23 protein-coding genes and 1 other RNA gene are annotated in these 25177 nt (G+C 72.5%); 6 read left to right on the top strand and 18 right to left on the bottom strand.

Going from position 1 to position 25177, the window contains the following annotated elements; genetic code table 11:
- Positions 1–11 precede the first annotated feature (11 nt).
- The 16 genes from mraY to GGQ83_RS09435 all read right to left on the bottom strand — a co-directional run bounded on the left by mraY (position 12) and on the right by GGQ83_RS09435 (position 16975).
- Positions 12–1100, bottom strand: a complete 1089-nt coding sequence (gene mraY, locus GGQ83_RS09510) for a phospho-N-acetylmuramoyl-pentapeptide-transferase (protein WP_184383525.1) — start codon at positions 1098–1100, stop codon at positions 12–14.
- Entirely contained in the window at positions 1100–2464 is a 1365-nt protein-coding gene (locus GGQ83_RS09505) for a UDP-N-acetylmuramoyl-tripeptide--D-alanyl-D-alanine ligase (RefSeq protein ID WP_184383524.1), read from the bottom strand. The genes mraY and GGQ83_RS09505 overlap by 1 nt, the downstream gene beginning before the upstream one ends.
- Positions 2461–3921, bottom strand: a complete 1461-nt coding sequence (locus GGQ83_RS09500; RefSeq protein ID WP_184383523.1) for a UDP-N-acetylmuramoyl-L-alanyl-D-glutamate--2,6-diaminopimelate ligase — start codon at positions 3919–3921, stop codon at positions 2461–2463. Before GGQ83_RS09500 ends, GGQ83_RS09505 begins: the two co-directional genes overlap by 4 nt.
- The gene (locus GGQ83_RS09495; protein WP_184383522.1) at positions 3908–5821 is read right to left on the bottom strand and encodes a peptidoglycan D,D-transpeptidase FtsI family protein; all 1914 of its coding nucleotides are present in this window, start codon (positions 5819–5821) and stop codon (positions 3908–3910) included. Before GGQ83_RS09495 ends, GGQ83_RS09500 begins: the two co-directional genes overlap by 14 nt.
- Positions 5818–6693, bottom strand: coding sequence for a cell division protein FtsL (ftsL, locus tag GGQ83_RS09490; RefSeq protein ID WP_184383521.1), 876 nt, complete (start codon positions 6691–6693; stop codon positions 5818–5820). The genes GGQ83_RS09495 and ftsL overlap by 4 nt, the downstream gene beginning before the upstream one ends.
- Positions 6687–7628, bottom strand: coding sequence for a 16S rRNA (cytosine(1402)-N(4))-methyltransferase RsmH (gene rsmH / locus GGQ83_RS09485; RefSeq protein WP_184383520.1), 942 nt, complete (start codon positions 7626–7628; stop codon positions 6687–6689). Before rsmH ends, ftsL begins: the two co-directional genes overlap by 7 nt.
- Positions 7625–8056: a division/cell wall cluster transcriptional repressor MraZ gene (locus GGQ83_RS09480; RefSeq protein ID WP_184383519.1), complete on the bottom strand. Its 432-nt coding sequence runs from the start codon at positions 8054–8056 to the stop codon at positions 7625–7627. Before GGQ83_RS09480 ends, rsmH begins: the two co-directional genes overlap by 4 nt.
- A 359-nt stretch (positions 8057–8415) precedes the next feature.
- Positions 8416–8803, bottom strand: an RNA gene (gene rnpB, locus GGQ83_RS09475) — RNase P RNA component class A.
- A gap of 35 nt (positions 8804–8838) precedes the next feature.
- On the bottom strand, positions 8839–9351 hold the full coding sequence (locus tag GGQ83_RS09470) for a nucleotidyltransferase family protein (protein ID WP_184383518.1): 513 nt from the start codon (positions 9349–9351) through the stop codon (positions 8839–8841).
- Positions 9348–10016, bottom strand: a complete 669-nt coding sequence (locus GGQ83_RS09465) for an N-acetylmuramoyl-L-alanine amidase (RefSeq protein WP_184383517.1) — start codon at positions 10014–10016, stop codon at positions 9348–9350. Before GGQ83_RS09465 ends, GGQ83_RS09470 begins: the two co-directional genes overlap by 4 nt.
- On the bottom strand, positions 10016–11521 hold the full coding sequence (locus GGQ83_RS09460) for a flavin-containing monooxygenase (RefSeq protein WP_184383516.1): 1506 nt from the start codon (positions 11519–11521) through the stop codon (positions 10016–10018). The genes GGQ83_RS09465 and GGQ83_RS09460 overlap by 1 nt, the downstream gene beginning before the upstream one ends.
- Before the next feature lie 193 nt (positions 11522–11714).
- Entirely contained in the window at positions 11715–12476 is a 762-nt protein-coding gene (locus GGQ83_RS09455) for a TerB family tellurite resistance protein (protein ID WP_184383670.1), read from the bottom strand.
- Positions 12477–12563: 87 nt separating this feature from the next.
- On the bottom strand, positions 12564–13004 hold the full coding sequence (locus GGQ83_RS09450) for a DNA polymerase III subunit chi (protein ID WP_184383515.1): 441 nt from the start codon (positions 13002–13004) through the stop codon (positions 12564–12566).
- A gap of 109 nt (positions 13005–13113) precedes the next feature.
- Positions 13114–14094, bottom strand: a complete 981-nt coding sequence (locus GGQ83_RS09445; protein WP_184383514.1) for an NADPH:quinone reductase — start codon at positions 14092–14094, stop codon at positions 13114–13116.
- Positions 14095–14111: 17 nt separating this feature from the next.
- Positions 14112–15497: a leucyl aminopeptidase family protein gene (locus GGQ83_RS09440; protein ID WP_184383513.1), complete on the bottom strand. Its 1386-nt coding sequence runs from the start codon at positions 15495–15497 to the stop codon at positions 14112–14114.
- A gap of 5 nt (positions 15498–15502) precedes the next feature.
- Positions 15503–16975 (bottom strand): leucyl aminopeptidase, encoded by a 1473-nt coding sequence (locus GGQ83_RS09435; RefSeq protein WP_184383512.1) that lies wholly within the window; start codon positions 16973–16975, stop codon positions 15503–15505.
- Positions 16976–17062: 87 nt separating this feature from the next.
- Here GGQ83_RS09435 and GGQ83_RS09430 point away from each other — a divergent pair, with 87 nt between their 5' ends.
- The 4 genes from GGQ83_RS09430 (at position 17063) to GGQ83_RS09415 (ending at position 21323) form a co-directional block, all read left to right on the top strand.
- Positions 17063–17827 carry a 3'(2'),5'-bisphosphate nucleotidase CysQ family protein gene (locus GGQ83_RS09430; RefSeq protein WP_184383511.1) on the top strand — a complete coding sequence of 255 codons (765 nt, stop codon included), beginning with the start codon at positions 17063–17065 and terminating at the stop codon, positions 17825–17827.
- A 4-nt stretch (positions 17828–17831) separates the two neighbouring features.
- Entirely contained in the window at positions 17832–18797 is a 966-nt protein-coding gene (locus tag GGQ83_RS09425; RefSeq protein WP_311727732.1) for an L-threonylcarbamoyladenylate synthase, read from the top strand.
- Positions 18798–18960: 163 nt separating this feature from the next.
- Positions 18961–20094, top strand: coding sequence for a bifunctional 2-methylcitrate synthase/citrate synthase (locus GGQ83_RS09420; protein ID WP_184383509.1), 1134 nt, complete (start codon positions 18961–18963; stop codon positions 20092–20094).
- Positions 20095–20633: 539 nt separating this feature from the next.
- Positions 20634–21323 carry a hypothetical protein gene (locus tag GGQ83_RS09415; RefSeq protein ID WP_207017941.1) on the top strand — a complete coding sequence of 230 codons (690 nt, stop codon included), beginning with the start codon at positions 20634–20636 and terminating at the stop codon, positions 21321–21323.
- 141 nt (positions 21324–21464) lie between these two features.
- Here the strand turns inward: GGQ83_RS09415 and GGQ83_RS20310 are convergent, their stop codons facing one another.
- Positions 21465–22571 carry a glycosyltransferase family 4 protein gene (locus GGQ83_RS20310; RefSeq protein ID WP_184383508.1) on the bottom strand — a complete coding sequence of 369 codons (1107 nt, stop codon included), beginning with the start codon at positions 22569–22571 and terminating at the stop codon, positions 21465–21467.
- A 120-nt stretch (positions 22572–22691) separates the two neighbouring features.
- On the opposite strand from GGQ83_RS20310, the gene GGQ83_RS09405 reads away from it, so the two are divergent.
- Positions 22692–23102 (top strand): MCP four helix bundle domain-containing protein, encoded by a 411-nt coding sequence (locus GGQ83_RS09405; RefSeq protein ID WP_184383507.1) that lies wholly within the window; start codon positions 22692–22694, stop codon positions 23100–23102.
- 18 nt (positions 23103–23120) lie between these two features.
- Positions 23121–24686 (top strand): methyl-accepting chemotaxis protein, encoded by a 1566-nt coding sequence (locus GGQ83_RS09400; RefSeq protein ID WP_184383506.1) that lies wholly within the window; start codon positions 23121–23123, stop codon positions 24684–24686.
- 4 nt (positions 24687–24690) lie between these two features.
- Here GGQ83_RS09400 and GGQ83_RS09395 read toward each other — a convergent pair whose 3' ends face one another.
- Entirely contained in the window at positions 24691–25155 is a 465-nt protein-coding gene (locus GGQ83_RS09395) for a nucleoside deaminase (protein ID WP_242534908.1), read from the bottom strand.
- Between the last annotated feature and the right edge of the window lie 22 nt (positions 25156–25177).

The raw sequence follows: 25177 nt of genomic DNA, 5'->3' as shown, positions 1-25177 counted from the left end.
GATCTTCCCCCTCATCGGATTTTCAAGGTGGAGAGGCCGACCAGCCCCAGCACCATCGCGATGATCCAGAAGCGGATCACGATGGTGGGCTCGGCCCAGCCCTTCTTCTCGAAATGGTGGTGCAGCGGCGCCATCAGAAACACCCGCCGCCCCGTCCGCTTGAACCAGAACACCTGGATGATGACGGAGAGCGTCTCCACCACGAACAGCCCGCCCACGATGGCCAGCACCATCTCATGCTTGGTCGCCACCGCGATGGAGCCCAGCGCGCCGCCCAGCGCGAGCGAACCCGTGTCGCCCATGAACACCGCCGCCGGCGGCGCGTTGAACCACAGGAATCCCAGCGAGGCGCCGATCAGCGCCGAGCAGAACACCGCGAGCTCCCCCGCCCCCGGCACGCCATGCAGCTGCAGGTAGTCGGCGAAGATGCGGTTGCCGACCAGGTAGGCGATCAGCGCGAAGACCGCCGCCGCGATCATCACCGGCACGATGGCCAGCCCGTCCAGCCCGTCCGTCAGGTTCACCGCGTTGGAGGCCCCCACCATCACGAAAGCGGCGATCAGCGGGAACAGGATGCCCAGCGGCACCAGGATGTCCTTGAAGAAGGGCACCGCCATGTTGCTGGACAGCCCCGGCGGCAGCAGCAGGCTCAGCCAGATGGAAGCCACCAGCGCGATGCCGCCCTGCACCAGCAGCTTCATCCGCCCCGACACGCCCTTGGTGTTGCGCTTGGTCACCTTCATCCAGTCATCGGCGAAGCCCAGCGCGCCATAGCCCAGCGTGACCAGCAGCACCGGCCAGACGAAGCCGTTGCGCAGATCGGCCCAGAGCAGCACCGCGATGGTGAGCGAGAAGAGGATCAGCACGCCGCCCATGGTGGGCGTGCCCTTCTTGGTCAGCAGATGGCTTTGCGGCCCGTCCTCGCGGATGGGCTGGCCGGCCGGCTGGAAGGTCCGCAGCCAGGCGATGATGGGCTTGCCGAAGGCGAGGCAGAGCACCAGCGCCGTCATGCAGGCGGCCCCCGCGCGGAAGGTCAGGTAGCGCACCAGGTTGAACATGATGAACTCGTCCGCGAGCGGGGCGAGCAGAATGGGCAGCATCAGGCAGTCCTCTCGGTCAGGGCGCGGATGATCTCGGCCATCCGCATGCCGAGGGAACCTTTCACCAGCACCGCATCGCCCTCGCGCAGCGCCGCCGCCACCACGGGGGCAAGGCTGGCCGCGTCCGGCATGTGCGCCCCCCGGCGCGCGGGGGGCAGGGCGGCGAAGAGATGCCCCATCATCGGCCCGCAGGCAAACACGAGGTCGGCCGCGTCCGCCGCATCGCTGGCCAGCCCGGCATGCAGGTCCCGGCCGAATTGGCCCATTTCCAGCATGTCGCCCAGCACCGCGATGCGCCGGCGGGCCTTCTGCCCGGCGAGGACCGCGAGGGCCGCGCGCACGGCGGTGTCGGAGGCGTTGTAGCTCTCGTCCAGCAGCAGGGCCGTCCCGCCATCGGGGGTGGGGATATGCCGCATGGCACCCCGCCCGGCCGCGGCGCCGAAGCCGTCCAGCGCGGCGGCGGCCAGCCCCGCATCGCCGCCCGCCGCCTGCACGGCCGTGAGTGCCGCCAGCGCGTTCAGCGCCATGTGCCGGCCCGGCTGGGCGAGGCGGATTTCCACATGCCGCCCCAGCAGGTCGCATTCGGAGACGCTGCCCATGGCCTCGCCCCGGAAGGCGAGCAGGCGGGCGGCGCATTCCGGGCCCTCGCCGAAGCCGATGACCCGCGCGCCGAACCCGGCGGCATGGGCCGCGAGGCGGGGGAAGTGCGGGCTGTCCTGCGGCAGCACCGCGATCCCGCCCGCGCCCAGGCCCGACATGATCGCGGCCTTCTCGTCCGCGATGGCCTCCACGCTGCCCATGTTGCCGATATGCGCCGTGCCGATGGTGGTGATGACGGCCACATGCGGCGCGGCGAGGCGCGCCAGCGGCGCGATCTCGCCCGGGTTGTTCATGCCGATCTCGATGATGGCCCAGGCGGCGTCGCGCGGCAGGCGGGCCAGCGTCAGCGGCACGCCCCAATGGTTGTTGTGGCTGGCCGCCGCCGCATGGGTGGGGCCGAGCCCCGCGCAGGCCCGCGCCAGCATGTCCTTGGTGGTGGTCTTGCCGACCGAGCCCGTCACGGCGATCACGCGCGCCTTGCTGCGCGCCCGCCCGGCCGCGCCCAGCGCCGTCAGCCCGGCCAGCGTGTCGGCCACGCGCAGGGTGGGGCCGCCCGAAATGTCGCGGTCCACCATGGCGGCCGCGCCGCGCAGGAAGGCCTCGGCCACGAAGTCATGCCCGTCGCGCGCGGCGCGCAGCGCCACGAAGAGGTCGCCCGCCCCGGTCGCGCGGGTGTCGATGGTGATGCCGGTCACGGCGAGCCCTTCGGCGCAGGCGCCGCCGGTCGCCGCGCGCAATTCCTCGGCGGTCCAGAGCGCGCTCATGCCGCCACCCGTCCTGCGAGGCGGCGCACCACCTCCACATCGTCGAAGGGGTGGGTCACGCCCGCGATGCTCTGCCCCCGCTCATGCCCCTTGCCGGCCACGGCCAGCACGTCGCCGGGGCCGAGGGCCGAAAGGGCGGCGGCGATGGCGTCCTCGCGTCCCCCCGCATCCACCGCCCCCGGCGCGCCGAGGCGCACGGCGGCGCGGATGGCGGCGGGGTCTTCGGAGCGCGGGTTGTCATCCGTCACCCAGACCCAGTCGGCGCCCTGGGCGGCGGCCGCACCCATCAGGGGCCGCTTGCCCGGGTCCCGGTCGCCGCCGGCGCCGAACAGCACATGCAGCCGCGCCCCCGGCGCGACATGGGGCCTGAGTGCCGCCAGCAGCCGGGCCAGCGCGTCGGGCGTGTGGGCGTAGTCCACATAGATGGCGGCGCCGTTGGGCAGGGTGGCCGCCAGCTCCATCCGCCCGCGCACGCCCGAAAGGCCCGGCAGCGCGGCCAGCAGCCGGTCGGGCGCCACGCCGAGGCCGAGCGCGAGGCCCACCGCCACCAGCAGGTTGTCCGCCTGGAAGCGGCCGGGGAGGGGGATTTCCACCTCGCCCCGCACGCCCGCGACATCGAGGGTGAGGCGCTGCCCCCGCGGCAGCGGCGTGTGGGAGAGCAGCGACACCTCGCCCGCGCCCTCGCCCACCTCAATGCCGCGCAGCCCCCGTGCCGCCACGAGAGCGCGCAGCGCGGCCAGCGTCTCGGCCTCCATGCCCGCGTGCAGCACGGCGGGCGCGCCGGCGGGCAGAAGCGTGTCGAACAGCCGCAGCTTGGCCGCGCGGTATGCGGCCATGCCGCCGTGATAGTCCAGGTGGTCGCGCGTCAGGTTGGTGAAGCCGGCACCCGCCAGCGCCACGCCATCGAGCCGCCGCTGGTCCAGCCCGTGCGAGCTCGCCTCCATGGCCAGGTGCGTCACGCCGGCCGCGTGCAGCTTCGCCAATGTCGCGTGCAGCGCCACGGGGTCGGGGGTGGTGAGGCTCTCCTCCTCCGGCAGTCCGGGTGCGCGCAGGCCGAGCGTGCCGAGCGAGGCCGCGGCCATCCCCTCCGCCGCCAGCAACTGCCGGGTGAAATCCACCGTGCTGGTCTTGCCATTGGTGCCCGTGACGGCGACCACATGCGCGGGCTGCGCGCCATGGAAGGCCGCGGCGAGGCGCGCCAGCGCGAGGCGCGGGTCGGCGGCCGTGATCCAGGCCAGGCCCGGTTCCGCCGCCACGCCCGGCCCCGCCAGCACGGCCACCGCGCCGCGTGTGCGCGCATCGGCGATGAAGCGCGCGCCATCGGCGCGAACACCGGGCAGGGCGGCGAAAAGAAAGCCCGGCCGCACCGCGCGGCTGTCGGCCGTCAGCCCCATGATCTCGGCGTCGGGGCCTTCGGCGGTCAGACCCGCGCGGGCCAGCAGGTCATGGAGCCGCATGGCGGCCCTCGGCCGTCTGGATGGCGCCCTGGGGCAAACTGGTGCGCCGGATGGGCGCCACCTCGGGCAGGCTGGGCGCGATGGCGGGCGCGGGGCGCGCGGCCGGCTGGCGCGGTGCCGCCATGGGCGCCGCGGCGGGGGCGCGCGGCCGGCCGGGCTGCAGCGGCACATGCAGCGATTGCTCGATCTCGGCCAGGCGCTCCGTCTCGGGCACCAGGCCCAGGATGGGGGCCACACGCTCGATCACGCGGCGCGCGGCGGGGGCGGCGACCACGCCCGCGGTCGCGAAGGGGCCGGTGTCGGCGCGCGGCCGCGGCTCGTCCACCATGAGATAGACGGCGTAGCGCGGGGCGTGCATCGGGAAGACGCCCACGAAGGCGGAGACGCGCCGGTCGGTCGAATAGCCGCGCCCGCCGGGGTTGGGCTTCAGCGCCGTGCCCGTCTTGCCGCCCACGAAATAGCCGGGCGCATTGGCGCCGCGGGCCGAGCCCTCCGTCACCGCGATCCGCATCAGCCGGCGCATCTGGTGCGAGGTGCGCTCGCTGATCACGCGCGTGCCCTCGCGCTCCGCCCCGTCGGGCTGCGCCAGGATGGTGGGCGTGCGGAACAGCCCGCCATTGGCCAGCGTGGCGGCGCTGTTGATGACGTGCAGCGGCGTGATGGACACGCCATGGCCGAAGCCGATGGTCATGGTGTGGATGTCGCGCCAGTCGCGCTCGCCGGGCAGCAGGATGGCCGCCGATTCCGGCAGCTCGATGCCCAGGCGCTGGTGCCGCGCGATGCCGAAGCGCGCCAGGAACTCCCGGTGCCGCCCCGTGCCCACCGTCATCGCCATGTGCGCGGAGGCGATGTTGGACGAATAGGCGATGATCTCGGGCAGGGCGAGCCAGCGGTTCTTGCCCCGGAAATCGCTGATGGAATGCCGGCCGAAGCGGATGGGGCGCGAGGCGTCGAAGCCCGAATGCATCTGCACCGTGCCCAGTTCCAGCGCCATGGCCGCCGTCAGCAGCTTCATGGTGGAGCCGGGCTCATAGACGCCCTCCACCGCGCGGTGGAAGCGGTTGCCGGGGGGCGAGCCGGCCGGGTCCGCGCCGCTGAAATCGGGCAGGGAGGCCATGCCCAGCATCTCGCCCGTGTTCACGTCCATCAGCATGGCCACGCCGCCGATGCCGCTGAAGCGTTCGACGGTGTGGGCCAGCGTCTCGCGCAGTTCGCGCTGGACGCGGATGTCGAGCGAGAGGCGCAGCGCGTTGCGGTCCACGCGCAGGCGTTCGTCGAACCAGCGTTCGGCGCCGAAGAGGCCCTGGTTGTCCACGTCCACCAGGCCCAGCACGTGGGCGGCGTCGCGCCCGCGGGGATAGGTGCGGCGCTCGGCCGTCTCGAAGTTCAGGCCCACGATGCCGAGCGCGTTGATCGCCTCTTCCTGGCGCGGCGTGATGAAGCGATCAATGTAGGCGAAGACGTAGGGCGGCGAGAGGCGCGCCACCAGCCGTTCGCGGTCCAGATGCGGCAGGATGGGGTGCAGCAGCGCCGCCACCGCCTCGGGGTCCTGGATATGGGCGGGGCGGGCGTAGAGCGCGCGTCCGCGCACCGTCACCGCCAGCACCTCGTTGTTGCGGTCCACGATCTCGGCGCGCGTCACCGGCGGCTCGGCGCGCGGGAGGGGGCGCGGCTGCGCGATGGCCGACGAAGCCGGGTTGATCACCGTGCGGTCCGCCAGCGTGACCGCGACCGCGCCGAACAGCACCGCGAAGCCGAAGGTGGCGAAGCCCAGCCGCGTGCGCATCTGGCGATGGTGGTCAGGCTGGCGCGGTGGCGGACGACGGAGTGCCGCGCGCGGCGTGGACCGGACGGGCGAGGCCTCGGGGGGCAGCGGCGGGGGCGCGGGGGGCAGGTTCATCGGCCGAAGGGCACGGGGGGCGGCAGGGAGACGCCGCCGCCCAGCATGGAGCCCGCCTGCGGCATGGGCGGCGCCATGGGCGCGGCGCGGACATGCATGGCCGTGCGCAGCGCGGGGTCGGCGGCGGGGCGTGCGGCGGCGACGTCACGCGGGGCCGGGGCCGGGCGAACCGGGGCCTCGGCCAGGCGCGGGGCGGGGCGGGGTTCCGGCGCGCGGCGGGGTTCGGGCGGGCGCGCGGCCACGGGGGTGGCGCGAGGGGTGGGGGCAATGACGGGGGTGGGGACGGCCAAGGCGGCCACGACCGGCGCCGCCGCCACGGGCTGCGGTGCGGGCCCGGAGACGGCCGTCGGAATCGCCACCGGCGTGACCGGCGCGTCCGACACGACGGCGGGCCGCGCGTCCGAGAAGGTCGCGGCAGGCCGCGCATCCGAGAACGTCGCGGCAGGCCGCGCATCGGCAAACGTCGCGGCGGGCCGCGCGTCAGCGACCATGGTGCGCGCGGAGAAAACCAGCACCTCGCCCGGCCCGGCCGCCACATCGGTGCGCGTGCGGAAGGCGCTGGGGCCGCCCGCGAAATCCGCGGGCGCGGGCAGGCGCCGCCCGGCATCGGCCACGCGCAGGAATTGCTGCGGCGTGGTGGGCACCAGGTCCGGCAGGTGCGCCGAGGCCAGCGCCTGCAGCCGGTCCTGGTCGGTCAGTCGCGCCCATTCGGCCGAGAGGGTGCGTGTCTGCACGCGCTCGGCCTCGGTGGCCTGGAGCGTGCGGCGCAGCTCCGCCTCCACCGCGTCCACCTCGGCCTTGATGGAATAGACGTGGAAGCCCGTGCCCAGGAAGGCGAGGCAGCCCAGGAAGGCGAGGGGTCGGATCAGCATGGCACAGCCTCGGGCTTGCGGCGCAGCGCGCGCAGATGCGCGCTGCGGGAACGTGGGTTGGCGGCGATCTCGGCGGCGGAAGGACGGAGCGAGCGCGGCGTCAGCAGCTCGAAGCCGGTGGGCGCGGGGGCGGAGAGCAGCGCGCCTGGATCGTGGCGGGAGGCGGCGGGCATGCGGCCGGCGGCTTTCTGGAAGGCGCGCTTCACGATGCGATCTTCCAGCGAGTGAAAAGACACCACAACGATTCGCCCACCGGGTGAGAGAAGACTCATCGCAGCTTCCAGCCCGCGCGTGACCTCCCCCAGCTCGTCATTCACGCGGATGCGCAGCGCCTGGAAGCTGCGCGTCGCGCCATCGAGGCCCGAGGGGTCGCGCGGGACGGCGCGGCGGATCACTTCGGCGAGCTGCGCGGTGGTGGTGAAGGGCGCTTCGCCGCGCGCGCGCAGGATGGCGCGGGCCACGCGGCGCGAATGGCGTTCCTCGCCGAATTCCCAGATCAGCTCGGCCAGCTCGCGCTCGTCCAGCGTGTTCACGAGGTCGGCGGCGGAAGGCCCGTCGCGGCCCATGCGCATGTCGAGCGGCCCGTCCGTGCGGAAGGAGAATCCGCGATCGGGCGTATCGAGCTGGAAGGAGGAGACGCCGAGATCGAGCACCGCGCCATCGAGCGCGGTGACACCGCGCGCGGCGAGATGCGCCACCATGTCGCCGAATCGGCCTTCGATGAGGTGCAGCCGCCCGGGATGCCGCGCGGCGAGAGCGGCGCCGCGCGCGATGGCGTCGGGGTCGCGGTCCATGGCCCAGAGGGTGCAGGGGGCGGCGTCGAGGAAGGCGGCCGCATAGCCGCCGCCGCCGAAGGTGCCGTCCAGGATCACCTCGCCGGCGCGGGGGGCCAGCGTGTGCAGCACTTCGGCGAGCATGACGGGGATATGCGTCATGACGCCCTCGGCATCGGGCGGGTGGCGGCCAGCGCGCGGGCCAGGCGCGCCTCGAAGGCCTGGCGCGACCAGATCTCGAAGAAGCTGCGGCGGCCCACGAAATACAATTCGTTGCCGAGTTCCGCGTGACGGATCAAGTGCGGCGGGACGATGATGCGCCCTTCCGCGTCCGGCTGGACGGGCACGACCACGGCGATGAGGGCATAGAGGCGGTCATCCTCCTCCTCGCTCGGGATGTCGAGCGGGCCGAGGCGCGGCGCATCGGTGGCCGCGAAATCCATGGAGGGCCAGGCTTCGAGGAAGGTGCCGCGCACGGAAGGCCGGAGATAGAGAGGCTGGTTGTTGAGCTGGCTGCGGAACGTGGCGGGAACGGAGCAGCGCCCCTTCTTGTCCAGCGTGCCATCGAGGGATCCGACGAATTCGACCATCGCGACCGTCGGTGACCCCCCGTTGCGCCCTGGGGGGTTCGGCGACGCCGCCCCGCCCCGGCTTTGGGGAGGAACAGCGGCCGACGAGGCCCCCCGACCCCGCCGGCTCGCCCGACCAAACCCTTTCGGTGATGGCTCGCCCCCCCGAGCTTGCTCACCCCGTCTGGGCTGGGTGTGTTGTATCTGGGTGGATGCCCCTAATCAAGGGATATTATGGGACAGCACCGACGCAGCCTTTAAAGAAACATATCAAAATCAGTCGCTTGAACTTAAGCGTGACAATCGGGTTGTAGCCCGCTGTGGGTTTCGCGTGGGGGTGTGGCAGCGCGGCCACACTCGGCTCAGGAAGGGGGTGTTGTGGTGCCGGAGGGCCTGTAAGCCGGGTTCTGTCCAGCGCTTGCGCGCCTGTGCGACCATTCCTCTGGAGCGGGTGTCACCACCCGCTTCGCGCGGCCAACCCGGAGGGCGGGGCGAAAAACCCCTGCGTTACCGCGGCCCTCCCTATTCGGCCTTGCTCCCGGTGGGGTTTGCCGTGCCGCCGCCATTGCTGGAAGCGCGGTGGGCTCTTGCCCCACCGTTTCACCCTTGCCGCGCCGGATTTCTCGGGCGTGGCGGTCTGTTCTCTGTGGCACTTTCCCTGAGGGCTCTCGCCCCCGCCGGCCGTTAGCCGGCACCGTCTTTCCGTGGAGCCCGGACTTTCCTCCAGCGCGCGATCTCTCGCCCGCCAGCGGTCGCCCGGCCCCCCGGCACCGCGCTTCTGTTGCGCCCGGGGGCGGGTGGGGTCAAGCCCAGCACAACCCTGGCCAGCGCGCGAACCAGCCCCGTGCGGCGGCCCGTGCCTCGACCACCGCACGGCGTTCGGCGAAGGCCGGGGTGGGACGCAGGCGAAGCGCAAACAGGTCCTCCCACCCGTGCGGCGCCAGCAGCGCCACCTGGCCATCCTCCCAGCGCGCGGCCACGCAGGTGGCGGTCTCGGGCCAGAGGGCGATGGTGCCCGTCAGGTCGTGGGCGGGCATCAATCCGGCCTGGTTCACCACCTCCCAGCGCGCACGGGGTTCAGCCGCGGCCAGGCGCGCGGCGAAGGGCGCGGCATCAAGGCCAGGCGCGTGGAAGACGAGGTCGAGATCGGCCGCATCCGGGTCGACCTCACGCCCATGCAGCCAGTCCCAGGCGGCATTGCGAAGGAAGCCCGCGCCGAGCCAGCCACCCGGCGGCCCGTGCAGGGCCGCGAGGCGCAGCAGATGCGCCATGCGGGGATGCGCCGCCACGCGGCGGGCCAGCGCCTCGGGCGTCACGCCCCGGCCACGGCCGCCATCCGCGCCAGCGTCACCGCATCCGCGATGCCGTCCACACGCTCCGGCCGCCAATGCCGCTGGAAGGCGGTGACGAGCACGGGCAGCGGCAGGTCGGTGCGGTAGCCGATGCGGCCGAGCAGGGTCAGCGCATCGGCATCGGGTTCGGCGTCCCGCTCCGGCCAGAGCCCCACGCCGCATTTGGCCAGCCCCGGCCAGTCGAACAGCTCGCCCGGGTCTTCCTTGCGGTCGGGCGCCACGTCGCTGTGAGCCAGCACATGGCGGGCGGGGATGGGGTGGCGGGCCAGTATGTCGAGGCAGAGTTCCGCCACCGCCGCCATCTGCAAGGCGGGGAAGGGGCGGTAGCCCCATTCATGGCCGGGATTCACGATCTCGATGCCGATGGAGAATGCGTTCAGCGCGCTCCGCCCGCCCCAATGCGAGACGCCGGCGTGCCGCGCGCGGCGCCCTTCCTCCACCAGGCGGAAGATGCGGCCATCCTCCTCCACCAGGTAATGCGAGGACACGCCGGCCTCCGGGTCGCGCAGCCGTGCCAGCGCCTCGGGGCCGGACTTCATGCCGGTGTAGTGCAGGATCAGCATGTCCACCGCCGCCCCCTCGGGCCGCGGGTCATGGTTGGGCGAGGGGCGGTCGGTGACGGAGAGCATCACCTATAGACGAAGGCCGCGTCCTTCAGGTCAATGGCCGGGAACTGGTCCTTCTCGCGCCAGTAGTCCTGGTTGTGCTGCCATTCGGGCTTGTCGCCGCGCTTGGGCAGCAGGTGCATGCCGCGCATCAGGTAGCCCGGGTTGAAGTTTTGCGGGTCTATCCAGGGCAGCAGGGGCATGTTGTGGTCCTCGGGCCGCAGCGCCACCTCCACCTGGCGCGCGCCCCGCTGCTCCATCTCGGCCAGCAGACGGCAGACGAAATCCCCCACCAGGTCGGCCCGCAGCGTCCAGGAGGCGCGGAAATACCCAAACACCCAGGCCATGTTGGGCACGCCCGTGAACATCATGCCGCGATAGGTCACCGTCTCGTGGAAGGCGAGCGGCCGGCCATCAATGGTGAAGGCGATGTCGCCCAGCACGTTCAACTCGAAGCCCGTGGCGGTGACGATGAGGTCCGCCTCCAGCTCCTGGCCAGACTTCAGAAGGATGCCGCCAGGGGTGAATCGCTCGATCTCGTCGGTCACGACGCTGGCCGTGCCGGCCGCCACCGCCTGGAACAGGTCGCCATCGGGCACATAGGCCAGGCGCTGGTGCCAGGGGCGATAGCGCGGGGTGAAGTGGGTCCCGATGTCGTAATCCTCGCCCACCACGGCACGGACATTGGCGAGCAGTTCCTCGGCCACCTTGTCCGGTTCATTGAAGCTGCGGGCGGTGAACTTCGCCTGCTCGAACAGGATCTTGCGGCGGACGATCTCGTGCACCCATGTCTCGTCCACGGCCAGTTCGCGCAGCTGGTCCGCGATATCAATGCCGTTGCGCCCGATGCGGAACCAGGTGGGCGAGCGCTGGAGCATGGTCACATGCGCGGCACGCCCCGCCATGGCCGGCACGATGGTGGCGGCCGAGGCGCCGGAGCCGATGACGATGACGCGCTTGCCGGAGTAGCCCAGCCCCTCGGGCCATTGCTGGGGGTGGACGATGTCGCCCTGGAAATCCGCCATGCCCGGCCACTCGGGCGTGTAGCCCTCCGCGTGGCGGTAATAGCCCTGGCACATCCAGAGGAAGTTGCACGTGAAGCGGCGGCGCTGGCCGGTGGCGGTGTCGGTCGCCTCCAGCGTCCAGAGCTTGGCGTCGCTGTTCCAGGCGGCGGTGTGGATGGCGTGGTTGTAGCGGATATGCGGGGCGAGCTTCGCGTCCTCGATCACCTCGCCCATGTAGTTCAGGATTTCCGAGGCGGCGGCGATGGGCGGCCCCACCCAGGGCTTGAAGCGGTAGCCGAAGGTGTAGAGGTCGCTGTCCGAGCGGATGCCCGGGTATTTGTGCGTCAGCCAGGTGCCGCCGAAGCTGTGCAGGGCTTCCAGCACCACGAAGCTTGTGCCCGGCCGTTGCGTCGTGAGGTGCCAGGCCGCCCCCACCCCGGAAATGCCGGCGCCCACGATGAGCACGTCGAAATGCTCGGTGGCGGCGGTGTGCGTGGCTTCGGGGTGCAGGCCGGTGTCGGGCATGGACGTCTCCGCTGCGCGGGTTTAACCGATGCTAACAGCGCCTTGGCCGGCAGGGGAAGCGCATGGGAGGTGGGGTGCCTTTCCAACCCGCCCCCTGTGGTCGGCGGCGCGGCTTCGCCGCGCCAACGGCGGCACCGACCAGGTCCGGCGCCAAACCGGGGTCCTCGCGAAAGCGCGAAGCGATTTCGTGGGGCTAAAGCTTCCTGTCCCGCTTGATCCGGTCCCAGGCGGCATTGATCTCGGCCACCTTCCCCGTGGCCCGCTGGATGAACTCCGCCGGCACCCCGCGCGAGGCCAGCGCGTCCGGGTGGTTCTCCCGCATCAGCCGCTTCCAGGCCGCGCGCACATCCTCGTCCGAGGCATTGGCCGGGATGCCCAGCACCGCATAGGGGTCGAAGCCCGGCTGCCCGCCATCCATCCGCGCCTGGCCGTCGCGCGCGCGTTCCCAGCTGCGCGCATCGAGGCCGAAGCCCGTCTGCACGCGCTGGAGGAAGCGCACCTCGCCGCGCGTCAGCGGCCCGTCCGCGCGGGCGATCTGGAAGAGGGCCGCCAGCACATCCTCCAGGATGGTGCGGTTGTCTGCGAAGGCCTGGCCCAGCCGGTCGGCGAAAGGCTCGAACTCGTCGGCACTGTCGCGCGCCTCGTCAAACAGCCGCGCCACATCCTTCATGTTCTGCGGCGGGATGCGGAACAGGCGCTTGAAGGCGTCAATCTCCGCCCGCACCACCGGCCCGTCGCACTTGGCAAGCTTGGCCGAGAGCACCACCACGCAGATGGCGAACAACTGCTCCTTGGAACCGAGCATGGAGGCGAGGCTGGCCGCATCGGGCCCCAGGCGCCGGCGCAGCCCGCCCGCATCGGCGGCATGGCCGGCGGCGGCGCCCAGCACGGCCCCCAGCGGCCCGCCGGTCGCGAAGCCGGCGATGCCGCCGATGATCTTGCCCCAGAACCCCAAAATCCGATCCAACCCCTGCCGCCCCGGCGGCGGGGGCGTGTGTGTCCAGTCCGTAAGATAGCATGGGGGGCGGGGTTTTGCAGACCCTCAGGCCTTCCGCTCCCAGCCCGATGGCGTCTGCTGCCAATAGGCGAGGGTATGGCCCGCCGCCTTGGCCGCCGCCCAGCGCCGCCGCGCGGCCGCCACCGCGCCCTCATCGCCCCCGTCGAACAGGTCGAAGACGCGCGCATAGAGGTCGAGGCAGGCGCTTTCCGCCCCGTCGGTCAGGAAGAGGTGCTGGGCCCCATTGGCGGGCGGCCCGTCCTCGGTCGTGAGGAAGATGGGCTGGAGTTCGGCATCGCGCGTGCCATGCGGCAGCCACTCCGGCTCCGGGCAGGTCCAGAGCGCGTCGTCCAGGGAGGTCAGCCGCTCCGGCCCGGCGCAGAGCACCAGCGCGCGTGCCGGCAGCGCCAGCACGCGGCCCAGCAGCCGGGGCAGGGCCTGCTCCAGGCTGGAGCGGGTCAGGTGGTAGAAGCCGATCTCGGTCATCCAAGGCCCGATCGTGGACGGCGCGCAGCGCCGGCCGCGTGAATCGGCCCGGCGGAGCAAGGTTCCGATCGTGGACGGCGCGCAGCGCCGGCCGCGTGAATCGGCCCGCTCAAGCGATGCTCAACACGATGTTGCCCATGGCATCCCCCGCCTGCACGATCTCATGCGCCGCCGCGCATTCGGCCAGCGGCAGCGTGCCCGCGATGGCGTGCTGCAACCGGCCCTCCGCCAGGAAGCGCGTCAGCAGCCCCTCGCACTCCGCCCGCGCGGCGGCGGAGAGTTCATAGACGATGAAGCAGCGCAGCCCGATGCCCCCCAGGATCATGGGGAAGAAGGGCAGGGTGAATTCCGCCGCACCCGATCCATAGGCGACGCAAAGCCCATCCTGCGCCAGCACCTGCGGCAGCAGCTTCGCGTTGGCCGCGATGTCCACCTCGATCACCCGGTCCACGCCGCGGCCATCGGTCAGTTCGCGCACGCGCGCACCCGCATCCTCGCGCCGGTAGTCCACGCAGGCATCGGCGCCGGCCTCCATGGCGTGCGCTGCCTTCTGCGGACTGCTGACGGTGGCGATGATGCTGCGCGCGCCCAGCAGCCTGGCGAACTGGATGGCGTAATGCCCCACGGCCCCCGCGCCGCCCGCCACCAGCACGCTCTGCCCCGCCACACCGCCATCGGTCAGGCAGGCGCGCAGCGCGGTGAGTGCGGGGATGCCGAGGCACGCCCCCGCCTCGAAGCTGGTGTTGGCGGGCAGGGGCACGGCCTGCGCCTCGGGGATGGCGATGCATTGCGCGGCGGTGCCATGGGCGCGCTTCCACTGCCCGTTCCACACCCACACCCGCTGACCGATGCGCGACGGCTCCACCCCCAGCCCCACCGCCTCGATGATGCCCGCGCCATCGCTGTGCGGGATGATGCGGGGTGCCAGCATGGGCCGGCTGCCGCCGCGCGCCTTCCAGTCGGACGGGTTCACGCCCGAGGCCGCCAGCCGCACCAGCACCTCCCCGGGGCCGGGGATGGGCGTGGGCATGTCGCCAAAGACCAGCACCTCGCGCGCGGGGCCGGTGCGTTCGTACCAGACGGCCTTCATGGCATGTCTCTCCCTGGTCAGACCCGGTGGGGGTCCTCGAAATGGCGTTCCACCAGCGCGTCGAGCAGCCGCGCGCCGAAGCCCGTGGGGGCATGGCGCGGGGCGAGGCCCTCGGCGCCGGCTTCCTCCGACACACCCGCGATGTCCAGATGCGCCCAGGGCAGCAGCCCCACGAATTCGCGCAGGAAGGCGGCGGCGTGGCAGGCATCGGGCAGCATCGGACCCGCGGGCGCGCATTGGCGCAGATCGGCGATGGGGCTGTCCAGGTCGCGCCGATGCGCCTGCCCGATGGGGAGCGGCCAGAGACGCTCACCCACCGCCTCGCCCGCCGCGGCCACGGCGGCGCCGAGTGCCGCTTCATTGCCATAGAGACCGGCGCGATGGTGGCCGAGCGCCGTGACGACGCTGCCGGTCAGCGTGGCCAGGTCCAGGATGGCCTGCGGTTTGTAGCGGGTGGCGGCGTAATGCAGCGCATCGGCCAGCACCAGGCGGCCCTCGGCATCGGTATCAATGATCTCGACGCTGCGGCCGGAGAGCATGGTCAGCACATCGCCCGGCCGATAGGCGTGGCCGCTGGTGGCGTTCTCGGCCAGCGCCAGCACGGCCACGGCGGGGCAGGGCGAGTTGCGGCGGGCCAGCGCCAGCATGGCGCCCGCACAGGCGGCGGCGCCGGCCATGTCGCCGCGCATCTTCTCCATGCCCGCGGCGGGCTTGATGGAGATGCCGCCCGTGTCGAAGCAAATGCCTTTTCCGACGAAGGCGACGGGAGGTGCGGCGAAACGCCCCTTCCAGCGCAGGATGACCATGCGCGGCCCCTCCGCCGCCCCTTGGCCGACGGCGAGCAACCCACCGGCGCCGAGCTTGCGAAGCTGGGCGGGCTTCAGCACTTCCACCTCCAGCCCCTCGCTCTCCAGCGCCTTCAGGCGGCGCGCGAATTCGCGCGGGTGCAGGCGGTTGGCGGGCTCGGCCACCAGTTCGCGGGCCAGCAGCGCGCCCTCCACCCCGGCCTTGGCCCGCGCCCAGTGCGGCGCGGCGCGGTCGGGATCATCCACCAGCAGGGAGAGGCGGCGCGGCCCCGGCGTGCGGCGCGACTTCAGCGCCTCGAACCGCCAGGCGCGCAGCACCGCCCCCGCGCCCAGCGCCACCGCCACCGCGTCGGGCAGGCCGCGCGCATCAATGGCCACGCGCGTCGCCTCGCCGGCCGCGCGGATGCAGGCCGCGCCCACCGCCTCCCATTGCGGGGCGTTGGAGGCACCATCCGCCCCCACCCAGCGCAGGCGCGGGTGCAGGTCCAGCACCTGGCCCGGCCGCCCCTCGAAGCCCGAGGGATGCGCCTCGCCACCTTCCAGGACGGGCCGCAGCACCAGCGCGCCGGGCGGGGCCTCCGCGCGGAGGCGCAGCACCCGGCTCAGCCCTCGTAGTGCTCGGCCACCATGCGGTCGAGCAGCCGCACGCCGAAGGCCGTCGCACCCTTGGGCGTGGTGGGCGCGTCCTTGGACGACCAGGCGGTACCCGCGATGTCGAGATGCGCCCAGGGCTTCTTCTGCACGAAGCGCTGGATGAACTGCGCGGCCGTGATGGATCCGCCGGCGCGCCCGCCGCCCACATTCTTCATGTCGGCGATGTCGGACTTGATCTGCTTGTCATAGGCATCGCCCAGCGGCATGCGCCAGCAGGCCTCGCCCGTGGCCTGGCCCGCCGCCACGATCCTGGCCGCGAGTTCGTCATCATTGGCGAAGAGGCCGGCATGCTCATGGCCCAGCGCCACGATGATGGCGCCGGTCAGCGTGGCCAGGTCCACCATGAACTTCGGATCATACTTCTCGATGGCGTAGTGGATCACGTCCGCCAGCACGAGGCGGCCTTCCGCGTCGGTGTTGATCACCTCGATGGTCTGGCCCGAGGCGCTGGTCACGACATCGCCCGGCCGCTGCGCGTTGTGGCCCGGCATGTTCTCGACGAGGCCGAGCAGCCCCACCGCATCCACCTTCGCCTTGCGCCCGGCGAGTGCCGCCATCAGCCCCGCGACGGTGCCCGCACCCGCCATGTCCCACTTCATGTCCTCCATGCCGCCCGCGGGCTTGATGGAGATGCCGCCCGTGTCGAAGGTCACGCCCTTGCCGATGAAGCAGACCGGGTTGCTGGCCTTCTTGCCCTTGGACGCGCCGTTCCAGCGCATCACCACCAGGCGCGGCTCGTTGATGGAGCCCTGCGCCACGCCCAGCAGCGCGCCCATGCCGAGCTTCCTCATCTCCTTCACGCCCAGCACGTCCACCTCCAGGCCGAGGGAGGACAGCGCCTCGCAGCGCTTCGCGAATTCGACCGGGTTCAGCACATTGGGCGGCTCGGAGACCAGGTCGCGCGCCAGGAACACGCCCTCCACCACGGCCTTCATCGGCGCCCAGGCCGCCTTGGCCGCCGTGCCTTCACCGGTGGCCACGGTCAGCTTGGACAGCTTCGGCTTGTCCTCGGCCTTCTCCGTGGTGCGGTAGCGGTCGAAGCGGTAGTGGCGCAGCGCGGCCCCCATCGCCACCGAAGCCGCCTCGGCCGCCGGCAGCCCGTCGGCGGCGATCATCGCCGTCACCTCGCCCGCCATGGCGGCGGCGGCGGACCCGCCCAGCTTCTCGGCCGCGGCGGCACCCCCTTCCTTGCCCATGCCCAGCACCAGCAGCTTGCCGATGCCCGGGGCGGGCGCCCAGAGGGTCGCGCTCTGCCCCTTGCGGCCCTTGAAGCCCGCGGCCTCCAGCGCGCGGACGAGGCCCCCTTCCATCGCGGCATCCAGCTGGGCCGCGAGGCCGGTGGGCGCGGCCTCCTCGGCCAGCAGCAGGACGAGGCCGCCCGCCTTGGGCAGCGCGGGCTTGGCGAAGGCGATGTCGAGCATGGGGGCTCCTGGCAAGGACATGAAGGCTGGAAGATAGGCCCTGGCGCCGATTGCGTCAGCCCATGGCGCGGGGATACACGGAAGGACATGGATCATTCCGCCCTCCTCGAACTCGCCGCCCGCCTCGCGCATGACGCGGGTCAGGCCATCGAAGCCATCCGCCGCGCCGGATTTGAAGTCGAGCGGAAGGGCGATGCCAGCCCCGTCACCGCGGCCGACCGCATCAGCGAGGGCATCATCACCGAGGGCCTGCGCGCGGCCGCGCCGGACATCCCCATCATCGCCGAGGAGGCGATGTCGGACGGCGTGATCCCGCCCGTGGCCCCGCGCTTCTGGCTGGTGGACCCGCTGGACGGCACCAAGGAATTCGCCGCCGGCATCCCCGAATACTGCACCTGCATCGCGCTGATCGAGAATGGCCGCGCCGTGCTGGGCGTGCTGGGCGCGCCGGCCGAGCCCGCCATCTATGCCGGCATCCTGGGCCAGGGTGCCTGGGTGGAGCGGGGCGGCGTGCGCAGGCCCATGAAGGCACGCCCCACACCCGCCACGGGCCTGGTGCTGATGGCCAGCCGCAGCCACCGCAAGGACACGGGCGAGGCGGGCTTCAGGCCCCCGGTGCCGGTGATCGAGACCATCCCCATGGGCTCCGCTCTCAAATACGCCCGCATCGCGGAGGGCGTGGCCGATGTGTGCCCGCGCCTCGATGGCCGCACCATGGAATGGGACACGGCGGCGGCGCAGGCGGTGCTGGAGGCGGCGGGCGGGCGCATGTTCGACCCGCACGGCCACACGCTGCGCTATGGCAAGGCCCAGTACCGCAACGAAGGCTTCATCGCCTGGGGCGCCGAATAACGCCGTGACCGCCCTGCTGGACGACCCGCTGGACGCGGCCGCGCTGCTGCGCGCCGGCGCCCTCGTCGCCTTGCCCACCGAGACGGTCTATGGCCTCGGCGCCGATGCGCGCAACGGCGCGGCGGTGGCGGCCATCTTCGAGGCGAAGGGCCGCCCGCACTTCAACCCGCTGATCTGCCACTTCCCCGATGCTGAGGCCGCCTTCGCGGAAGTGCGCGCCGACGGTCGCGCGCGCGCGCTGGCCGCCGCCTTCTGGCCGGGCCCGCTGACGCTGGTGCTGCCGCGCCGCGCCGATTGCCGCGTGGACCTGCTGGCGGGCGCGGGGCTCGACACGCTGGCGGTGCGCGTGCCCGACCATCCGCTGGCGCTGGCCGTGCTGCGCGCGGTGGGCACGCCTGTCGCGGCACCTTCGGCCAACCGCTCCGGCCGCGTCAGCCCCACCACGCCCGCGCATGTGCGCGAGGAGCTGGAAGGCCGCATCGCCGCCATCCTGGATGGCGGGGAATGCGCGGTGGGCGTGGAATCCACCGTGCTGGACCTCAGCGCGGGTGGCGCGGCGCTGCTGCGCCCGGGTGGCGTGCCGGTGGAGGCGATCGAGGCCGTGATCGGCCCCGTGGGCCGGCCCATCCCGCATGGCGCGGGCCCCGCGCCCACGCTGCGCAGCCCGGGCCTGCTGCTGTCGCATTACGCGCCCACGCTGCCGCTGCGCCTGGACGCCACCGATGTCGGCGCGGATGAGGCGCTGCTGGCCTATGGAACGCCGCTGGCGGGGGCCGCGCTGGTCGCGCAACTCTCAGAGGCGCGCGATGCGACGGAAGCCGCGCGCCACCTCTTCGGCGCGCTGCGCCATCTGGATGCCGAGGGGCAGCGCCTCAGCCTTCGTGGCATCGCCGCCATGCCCGTGCCGGGCGAGGGCCTGGCGCCCGCCATCCGCGACCGGCTGGCGCGCGCCGCGGCACCGAAAGCTTAACGCGGCCGATTCACGCCGCGGCCTTCGCCCGCGCCGATCGGACGCTGGGCCGCGCGGCCGATTCACGTCGCGGGCCGCGCCCGCGCCGATCGGACGCCCCCCCGCTTGTTTCGCCGCCATGCGCGCTTAAGCTGCGGTGCAACAAGAGAGAGGAAGTCACGCCATGTCCGAAGCCATTGATGTCCGCAAGGGACTGGTCGGCGTCTATGCCGATGAGTCCAGCGTCTCCAAGGTGATGCCGGAGACCAACAGCCTCACCTATCGCGGCTATGCCGTGCAGGATCTGTGCGAGGAGGCGAGCTTCGACGAGGTCGCCTACCTGCTGTGGAACGGCGAACTGCCCAACCCCCAGCAGCTCCGTGAATTCCAGGCCGCCGAGAAGGCCGAACGCGCCCTCAGCCCCGCCCTGCTGCGCGTGCTGCGCGACTTCCCGCGCGACGCGCACCCGATGGACGCCATCCGCACCGCGGTTTCCTTCATGGGCATGGAAGACCCGGAATGCGCCGACATCAGCGACGCCGCGCAGCGCCGCAAGGCCGTGCGCCTGCTGGCGCGCATCCCGACGGCGGTGGCGGCCACCAACCGCCTCAGCAAGGGGCTCGACCCCATCGCGCCCGATGCCTCGCTGCCCTTCTGCGAGAACTTCTTCCACATGGTCTTCGGGAAGGTGCCGGCGAAGGAGGTCATCAAGGCCTTTGACGTCTCGATGATCCTCTACGCCGAGCACACCTTCAACGCCTCCACCTTCGCCGCCCGTGTCGTCACCTCCACCATGGCCGACATCCATGGCGCCATCACGGCGGGCATCGCCGCACTCAAGGGCCCGCTGCACGGCGGCGCCAACGAGGCGGTGATGCACATGCTGAAGGAGATCCCCTCGCCCGAGGCCGCGGAAGCCTGGCTGCGCGAGCGTTTCGACCACAAGGCGCTGGTGATGGGCTTCGGCCACCGCGTCTACAAGAACGGCGACAGCCGCGTGCCCACCATGAAGAAATACGCCGAGATCATGGCGGAGGTGGTGGGCGACAAGCGCTGGATGAACACGTCCGCCGTGCTCGCGAAGGTGATGCTGGAGGAGAAGCGCATCCACCCCAACCTCGATTTCCCGGCCGGCCCCGCCTACTACCTGATGGGTTTCGACATCCCGATGTTCACGCCCATCTTCGTGTGCAGCCGCATCACCGGCTGGGCCGCGCATGTGCTGGAACAGGCGGCCGACAACCGCCTCATCCGCCCGCTGTCGCTCTACAACGGGCTTGAGCAGCGGCCGGTCGTGCCGCTCGCGCAGCGCGGTTAGCGCTGCGCGGGACGCGGCGCGCCAGGGACGCTTCGCCCATCGCGCAGCGCGGCTGACGGCATCGCGGCGCGACGGTCACGTCGCGCCGCGCATCATCTTCGCGCTGGGTTGCACGCGCGCGGCGAAGGATTTTGCGCGCGAAAAAGCAGATAGTGTTTGACACGCATCATGCGCGTTCCGATAGCGTTCCACACGCACGCATTGACGCGCGATTCGTCCCTTCCAACGCTCATCCGCGCGTGGCGCGAGAGCAAGGATCGGATGCCTGGAATCGCTGGACAGCGCGGGCGTCGTGCAGAGGAATCATTCGTGATTCGTGGTTCGGACTCCCCCGCGGGACATCTCCCGAAGGAAGAGGCGCAAGGGCAGGCGGCATGGCGCCGCTTCTCTCCGCGCGGCGCATCCGTGGCGCCGTCTCCGCATCGCCCTGCCTGCGTGCCGGGCCTGGCCTCTCGCGGCGTGCGCCGCGCGGGCCATGCCCACCCCGGTTGATTTGCCCTCAAAGGAAAACGCGCGCCCCGCGCGAAGGAGATGCCACAGTGACTGACAGCAACGAGACCAGCGACAGCAACCCACGCGCCATGGCGATGGCCGTGGCGCCCGGCGGCCGCCGCAGCGCCAAGCCCGCCAGCGCGCGCGCGCGCGTCGCGGCCAAGAAGCCGGCCGCGAAGAAGCCCGCGGCGAAGAAGGCCGCGCCCGCCAAGAAGGCCGCGCCTGCGAAGAAGGCCGCCGCCAAGAAGGCCGCGCCCGCGAAGAAGGCTGCCGCCAAGCCCGCCGCGAGGAAGGCCGCCCCCGTGAAGAAGGCCGCCGCGAAGAAGGCCGCGCCCGCGAAGAAGGCGGCGCCCGCGAAGAAGGCCGCGGCCAAGAAGGCGGCGCCCGCCAAGAAGGCCGCCGCCAAGCCCGCCGCGAAGAAGGCGGCGCCCGCCAAGAAGGCCGCTGCCAAGCCCGCCGCGAAGAAGGCGGCGCCCGCCAAGAAGGCCGCCGCCAAGCCCGCCGCGAAGAAGGCGGCCCCTGTGAAGAAGGCCGCCGCGAAGAAGGCGGCACCCGCGAAGAAGGCGGCTGCCAAGCCCGCTCCGAAGAAGGCCGCGAAGCCCGCCGCCGGGCCTGACCCGAAGCGCGTCGAGGCCGCCCGCAAGGCCGCCGCCACGCGCGCCGCGCGCAAGGCCGCCCAGACCGAGGCCCCCGCCGCACCCGCGCCGGAAGCCACCGGCGACACGCCGGCGAGCTGAGGCCGCGTGAACTCTCCGCCCCGGTGCCGCGCGCGCCGGGGCGGAACCTGCCAGAGCGGGCCGCGCTCACGCACCCTGCTCCAGCCATTGTTGACAGCGGGATTCAGCGTTTTCGGTGATTTCACCTCAACGCATCCCGCTCTACTGCGCGCGGGCCGCGCGCCACTCCTCGATTTCGGCCAGGATATGTTCGGCGACCCGCCGGCGATCCCCTTGCGCGCTGGCCTGGCGCTGCGCCGCCGCCGCCATGTCCCGCGCCGCCTCGGGCGCCTCCATCACCGCTCGGATCGCCGCCGCCAGCGCCCCCGCATCGCCGCGCGGCACCAACAGGCCCGTCTCGTTCGGTGTGATCTGCGCGCGAAACCCCGCCGCGTCGGACGCCACCACCGGCACGCCCAGCAGCATGGCCTGCGCCGCCACCAGGCCGAAGGGTTCGTCGCGCGAGGGGCAGGCGAAGATGTCCACGCCTGCGAAGAAGGCGGCGCGGTCCTCCACCCAGCCCAGGAACTCCACGCGATCCATGATGCCGCGGCGCGCGGCCTCGGCCTCCATCGCCGCGCGCGCCTCGCCCGTGCCGCCGATGCGCAGGCGCAGCTTCACGCCCTCGGCGACCAGCGAAGCCGCCGCCTCCACCAGCAGGTCCAGCCCCTTGACCGCGCGCAACTGACCGAGGAAGCCCACCACCACCTCGCCCCGCGCCGTGGCGCCCATGAGCCGCGAGGCCGGCGCGGGAAGGGGGTCCATGTCCGGCAGCACCGAGGGGTTGGGCAGCACCAGGATGCGCTTGCCCGCCGCGCGGGGGCCTAGGGCCGCGCGCACCCGCGCCTCCTGTTCCGCGTTCAGGCAGAGGATGATGTCCGCCCCCAGGCGCAGCCCGAAATTGGGCCCGTGGCAGACCGAGATCAGCGGCACGCCGCGCGGCGCGGCGAGCCGCAGCAGCGGATAGGCCTTGCCCGTGTGGATCAGCACGCCCCGCACCGCCTCGCGCCGCATCCGCCAGGCCAGGCGCAGCACGAGCCAGGGGTTCGCGGCCGAGAGCGTGGTGTCGAGCATCCCCACATGCACGACCGTGGCGCCGCTGTCGCGGTGCGCTTCCATGCGCGGCGCCGGCAGCTTGGCGAGCGTGGTGACGCGCGCGCCCATCTCGACCAGGCCGCGCGCGTGGAACAGCGCCACCTCCTCGATCGCGTCGCGGGTGCCGCCGCAGGCCACGGCCTGGAGCACATGTGGGGCGGGGGGCTTCGTCACGGGCGGACCTGCGCGGCTGATGCCCTGGTTTCTACAGGCGGAGGCGCCGCTTGCTAACCCGATCTTCATTATGACGGCGACATGAGGCGCGCCCGGCATTCTGCCCTGAGCTGCTCCCGCATGGCCTTGACCGTTACCGCACCCTCCACCGGTGCCGATGCCGCACGCCCGCGCGTCGGCATCGGCCGTCGTCTGATGCTGGGCTTCGGTGCGGTGCTGGCGCTGCTCGTGGCGCTGGCCGCCATCGCGGCGCACCAGGTGAACTCCATCAGCGAAAGCCTCGCGGTGGTGAACGACGTGAACGGGGTGAAGCAGCGCTTCGCCATCAATTTCCGCGGCAGCGTGCATGACCGCGCCATCAGCCTGCGCGACGTGGTGCTGGTCACGAATGAGAACGAGCGCGCCGAGGCCCTGCGCGAGATCACGCGGCTGGAGGAATTCTATGCCCGCAGCGCCACCTCGCTGGACGCGATGATGGCGACGGGTGCCGGTGTCACGCCGGACGAGCGCCGCATCCTCGCCTCCATCTAGGAGACCGAGGCGCGCACCATGCCCATGGTCCGCGCCGTCATCGCCGCGCGCGCGGCGGGTGAGGCGGCGCAGGCGCATTCTCTGCTGATGGAGCAGGCCCGCCCCGCCTTCGTCGAATGGCTGGCGCGCATCAACCAGTTCATTGACCTGCAGGAGGAGAAGAACCGCGTCGTGGCGCGCGAGACGCGCGCGGTGGCCGAGGGTTTCCAGACCCTCATGCTGGTCATGCTGGGGCTTGGGCTCGCGCTGGGCCTGGGCATCGCGCTCTGGGCCACCGCCGCGGCGCGGCCGCTGCGCGCGCTTTCCCAGACCATGCTGCGGATGGCGGAGGGTGACCTCTCGGTGGAGATCCCCGGCCAGGGCAGGCGTGACGAGGTGGGGCAGATGGCCGCCGCCGTCGCCGTCTTCCGCACCCAGGGCGAGGAGGCCCGCGCCGCCCGTGCCCGCCAGGAGGAGGATCGCGCCGCCGCCCAGGCCGCGCAAATCCAGGCGCTGCGCCACATGGCCGACCGCGTGGAAGGCGAGACCCTAGCGGCCATGACCCGCATCGCCGACCAGGCGCGGACGCTGGCCACCGGGGCGGAGGAGATGGCCGCGACCGCCGGCCGCGTCAGCGGCAATGCCGGCGCGGCGGGCGAGGCGGCGCGCGAATCGCTCGCCATGTCGGAGACGGTGGCCACGGCGGCCGAACAGCTCTCCGCCGCCATCCGCGCCATCACCCAGGAGGTGCGCGAGGCCGCCAATGTCAGCCGCGAGACCGCGGCCGACAGCAGCCGGACGGAGGAGGCGATCGTCTCCCTCTCCGGCGCGGTGGGGCAGATCGGCGATGTGACGCGCCTCATCAGCGAGATCGCGGGCAAGACCAATCTGCTGGCGCTGAACGCGACCATCGAGGCCGCGCGCGCCGGCGATGCCGGCAAGGGCTTCGCCGTGGTGGCGGGCGAGGTGAAGGAACTCGCCTCCCAGACGGCCCGCGCCACGCAGGAGATCAGCCAGCACATTGACGCCGTCAGCCGCCGCACCGAGGCCGCGGTGGAGACGGTGCGGCGCATCGCCCGTTCCGTCACGCGCATCGACCAGCTCGCGGCCAGCCTGGCCGAGGCGGTGGACCGGCAGGATGGCGCCACGCGCGAGATCGCGCGCAGCATCAGCGAGGCGACCCAGGCCACGCGCGCCGGTGCCGCGCGGATTTCGGACGTGCGCGACGACGCGGAGGAAAACGGCACCCGCACCGAACGCATGCAGGCCGACACCGCCGACCTCGCCGCCCGCGCCGCGGAGCTGACGCATCAGGTGGTGAGCATCGTCCGCGGCGCGGTGCCCGAGGTGGATCGCCGGCGCGAGGCGCGCCAGCCCGCCCATGGCCAGGCGCGGCTGATGCTGGACGGGCAGTCCTTCGAGGTGCGGTTGCTGGACACCTCGGCGGGCGGTGTGGGCGTGGCGGGCGTGCCGGAAGGGCTGCGGCCCGGGCAGCGCGGCACCCTGCACATGCCGCAGAAGGGCGCCGTCGAGGTCGAGCTGCGCCATGCGCGGGGCGACCGCGCGGGCCTCGCCTACCTGGCCCAGGGCGTCCGCGCGGCGTGAGGCGTCAGTAGGGCACCCGGTCGGGCTTCTCCGACCACAGGCGGAAGGCCTCGCGCGCCTCGGCCGCCATCAGGCGGCGGAGCGGCAGGGCGCGGTCCGTGATGGGCCGCGCCACCTCCTGATACAGCGCGTCATCGTCGAAGCCGATCGCGGCCGCATCCACCCGGTCATTGCCATAGACGATGGCGCCGATGCGCGACCACCAGATGGCGCCGAGGCACATTGGGCAGGGCTCGCAGCTCGTGTAGATGGTGGCGCCGGAGAGGTCATGGCTGCCCACGGCCTCGCAGGCGGCGCGGATGGCCACCACCTCGGCGTGCTGCGTGGGGTCGCGGCCGGGAACCACGTTGTTGCGGCCTTCGCCGATGATGCGGCCGTCGCGCACCACCACCGCGCCGAAGGGGCCGCCGCCCGCCGCCACACCCTCGGCGGCGAGGTCGAGGGCGCGGCGCATGAAGCTCTCTTCCATGGTGGGTCCCTGGGTCTGTAAG

It is taken from the genome of Roseococcus suduntuyensis (assembly GCF_014196305.1).
In the GTDB taxonomy this organism is placed as follows: domain Bacteria; phylum Pseudomonadota; class Alphaproteobacteria; order Acetobacterales; family Acetobacteraceae; genus Roseococcus; species Roseococcus suduntuyensis.
The sequence above is the reverse complement of the archived record's forward strand: the minus strand, read 5'-3'. Positions and strand labels throughout refer to the sequence as shown.

What these genes read in the sequence shown, in the direction of transcription:
- GGQ83_RS09465 (WP_184383517.1), bottom strand. Translation starts at nt 10,016, where the DNA reads ATGCTCTCCGTCACCGACCGCCCCTCGCCCAACCATGACCCGCGGCCC.
- GGQ83_RS09495 (WP_184383522.1), bottom strand. Translation starts at nt 5,821, where the DNA reads ATGAACCTGCCCCCCGCGCCCCCGCCGCTGCCCCCCGAGGCCTCGCCC.
- rsmH (WP_184383520.1), bottom strand. Translation starts at nt 7,628, where the DNA reads ATGACGCATATCCCCGTCATGCTCGCCGAAGTGCTGCACACGCTGGCC.
- GGQ83_RS09435 (WP_184383512.1), bottom strand. Translation starts at nt 16,975, where the DNA reads ATGCTCGACATCGCCTTCGCCAAGCCCGCGCTGCCCAAGGCGGGCGGC.
- GGQ83_RS09445 (WP_184383514.1), bottom strand. Translation starts at nt 14,094, where the DNA reads ATGAAGGCCGTCTGGTACGAACGCACCGGCCCCGCGCGCGAGGTGCTG.
- GGQ83_RS09450 (WP_184383515.1), bottom strand. Translation starts at nt 13,004, where the DNA reads ATGACCGAGATCGGCTTCTACCACCTGACCCGCTCCAGCCTGGAGCAG.
- GGQ83_RS09500 (WP_184383523.1), bottom strand. Translation starts at nt 3,921, where the DNA reads ATGCGGCTCCATGACCTGCTGGCCCGCGCGGGTCTGACCGCCGAAGGC.
- GGQ83_RS09395 (WP_242534908.1), bottom strand. Translation starts at nt 25,155, where the DNA reads ATGGAAGAGAGCTTCATGCGCCGCGCCCTCGACCTCGCCGCCGAGGGT.
- GGQ83_RS09460 (WP_184383516.1), bottom strand. Translation starts at nt 11,521, where the DNA reads ATGCCCGACACCGGCCTGCACCCCGAAGCCACGCACACCGCCGCCACC.
- GGQ83_RS09405 (WP_184383507.1), top strand. Translation starts at nt 22,692, where the DNA reads ATGGCCTTGACCGTTACCGCACCCTCCACCGGTGCCGATGCCGCACGC.
- mraY (WP_184383525.1), bottom strand. Translation starts at nt 1,100, where the DNA reads ATGCTGCCCATTCTGCTCGCCCCGCTCGCGGACGAGTTCATCATGTTC.
- GGQ83_RS09480 (WP_184383519.1), bottom strand. Translation starts at nt 8,056, where the DNA reads ATGGTCGAATTCGTCGGATCCCTCGATGGCACGCTGGACAAGAAGGGG.
- GGQ83_RS09420 (WP_184383509.1), top strand. Translation starts at nt 18,961, where the DNA reads ATGTCCGAAGCCATTGATGTCCGCAAGGGACTGGTCGGCGTCTATGCC.
- GGQ83_RS09505 (WP_184383524.1), bottom strand. Translation starts at nt 2,464, where the DNA reads ATGAGCGCGCTCTGGACCGCCGAGGAATTGCGCGCGGCGACCGGCGGC.
- GGQ83_RS09400 (WP_184383506.1), top strand. Translation starts at nt 23,121, where the DNA reads ATGCCCATGGTCCGCGCCGTCATCGCCGCGCGCGCGGCGGGTGAGGCG.
- ftsL (WP_184383521.1), bottom strand. Translation starts at nt 6,693, where the DNA reads ATGCTGATCCGACCCCTCGCCTTCCTGGGCTGCCTCGCCTTCCTGGGC.
- GGQ83_RS09430 (WP_184383511.1), top strand. Translation starts at nt 17,063, where the DNA reads ATGGATCATTCCGCCCTCCTCGAACTCGCCGCCCGCCTCGCGCATGAC.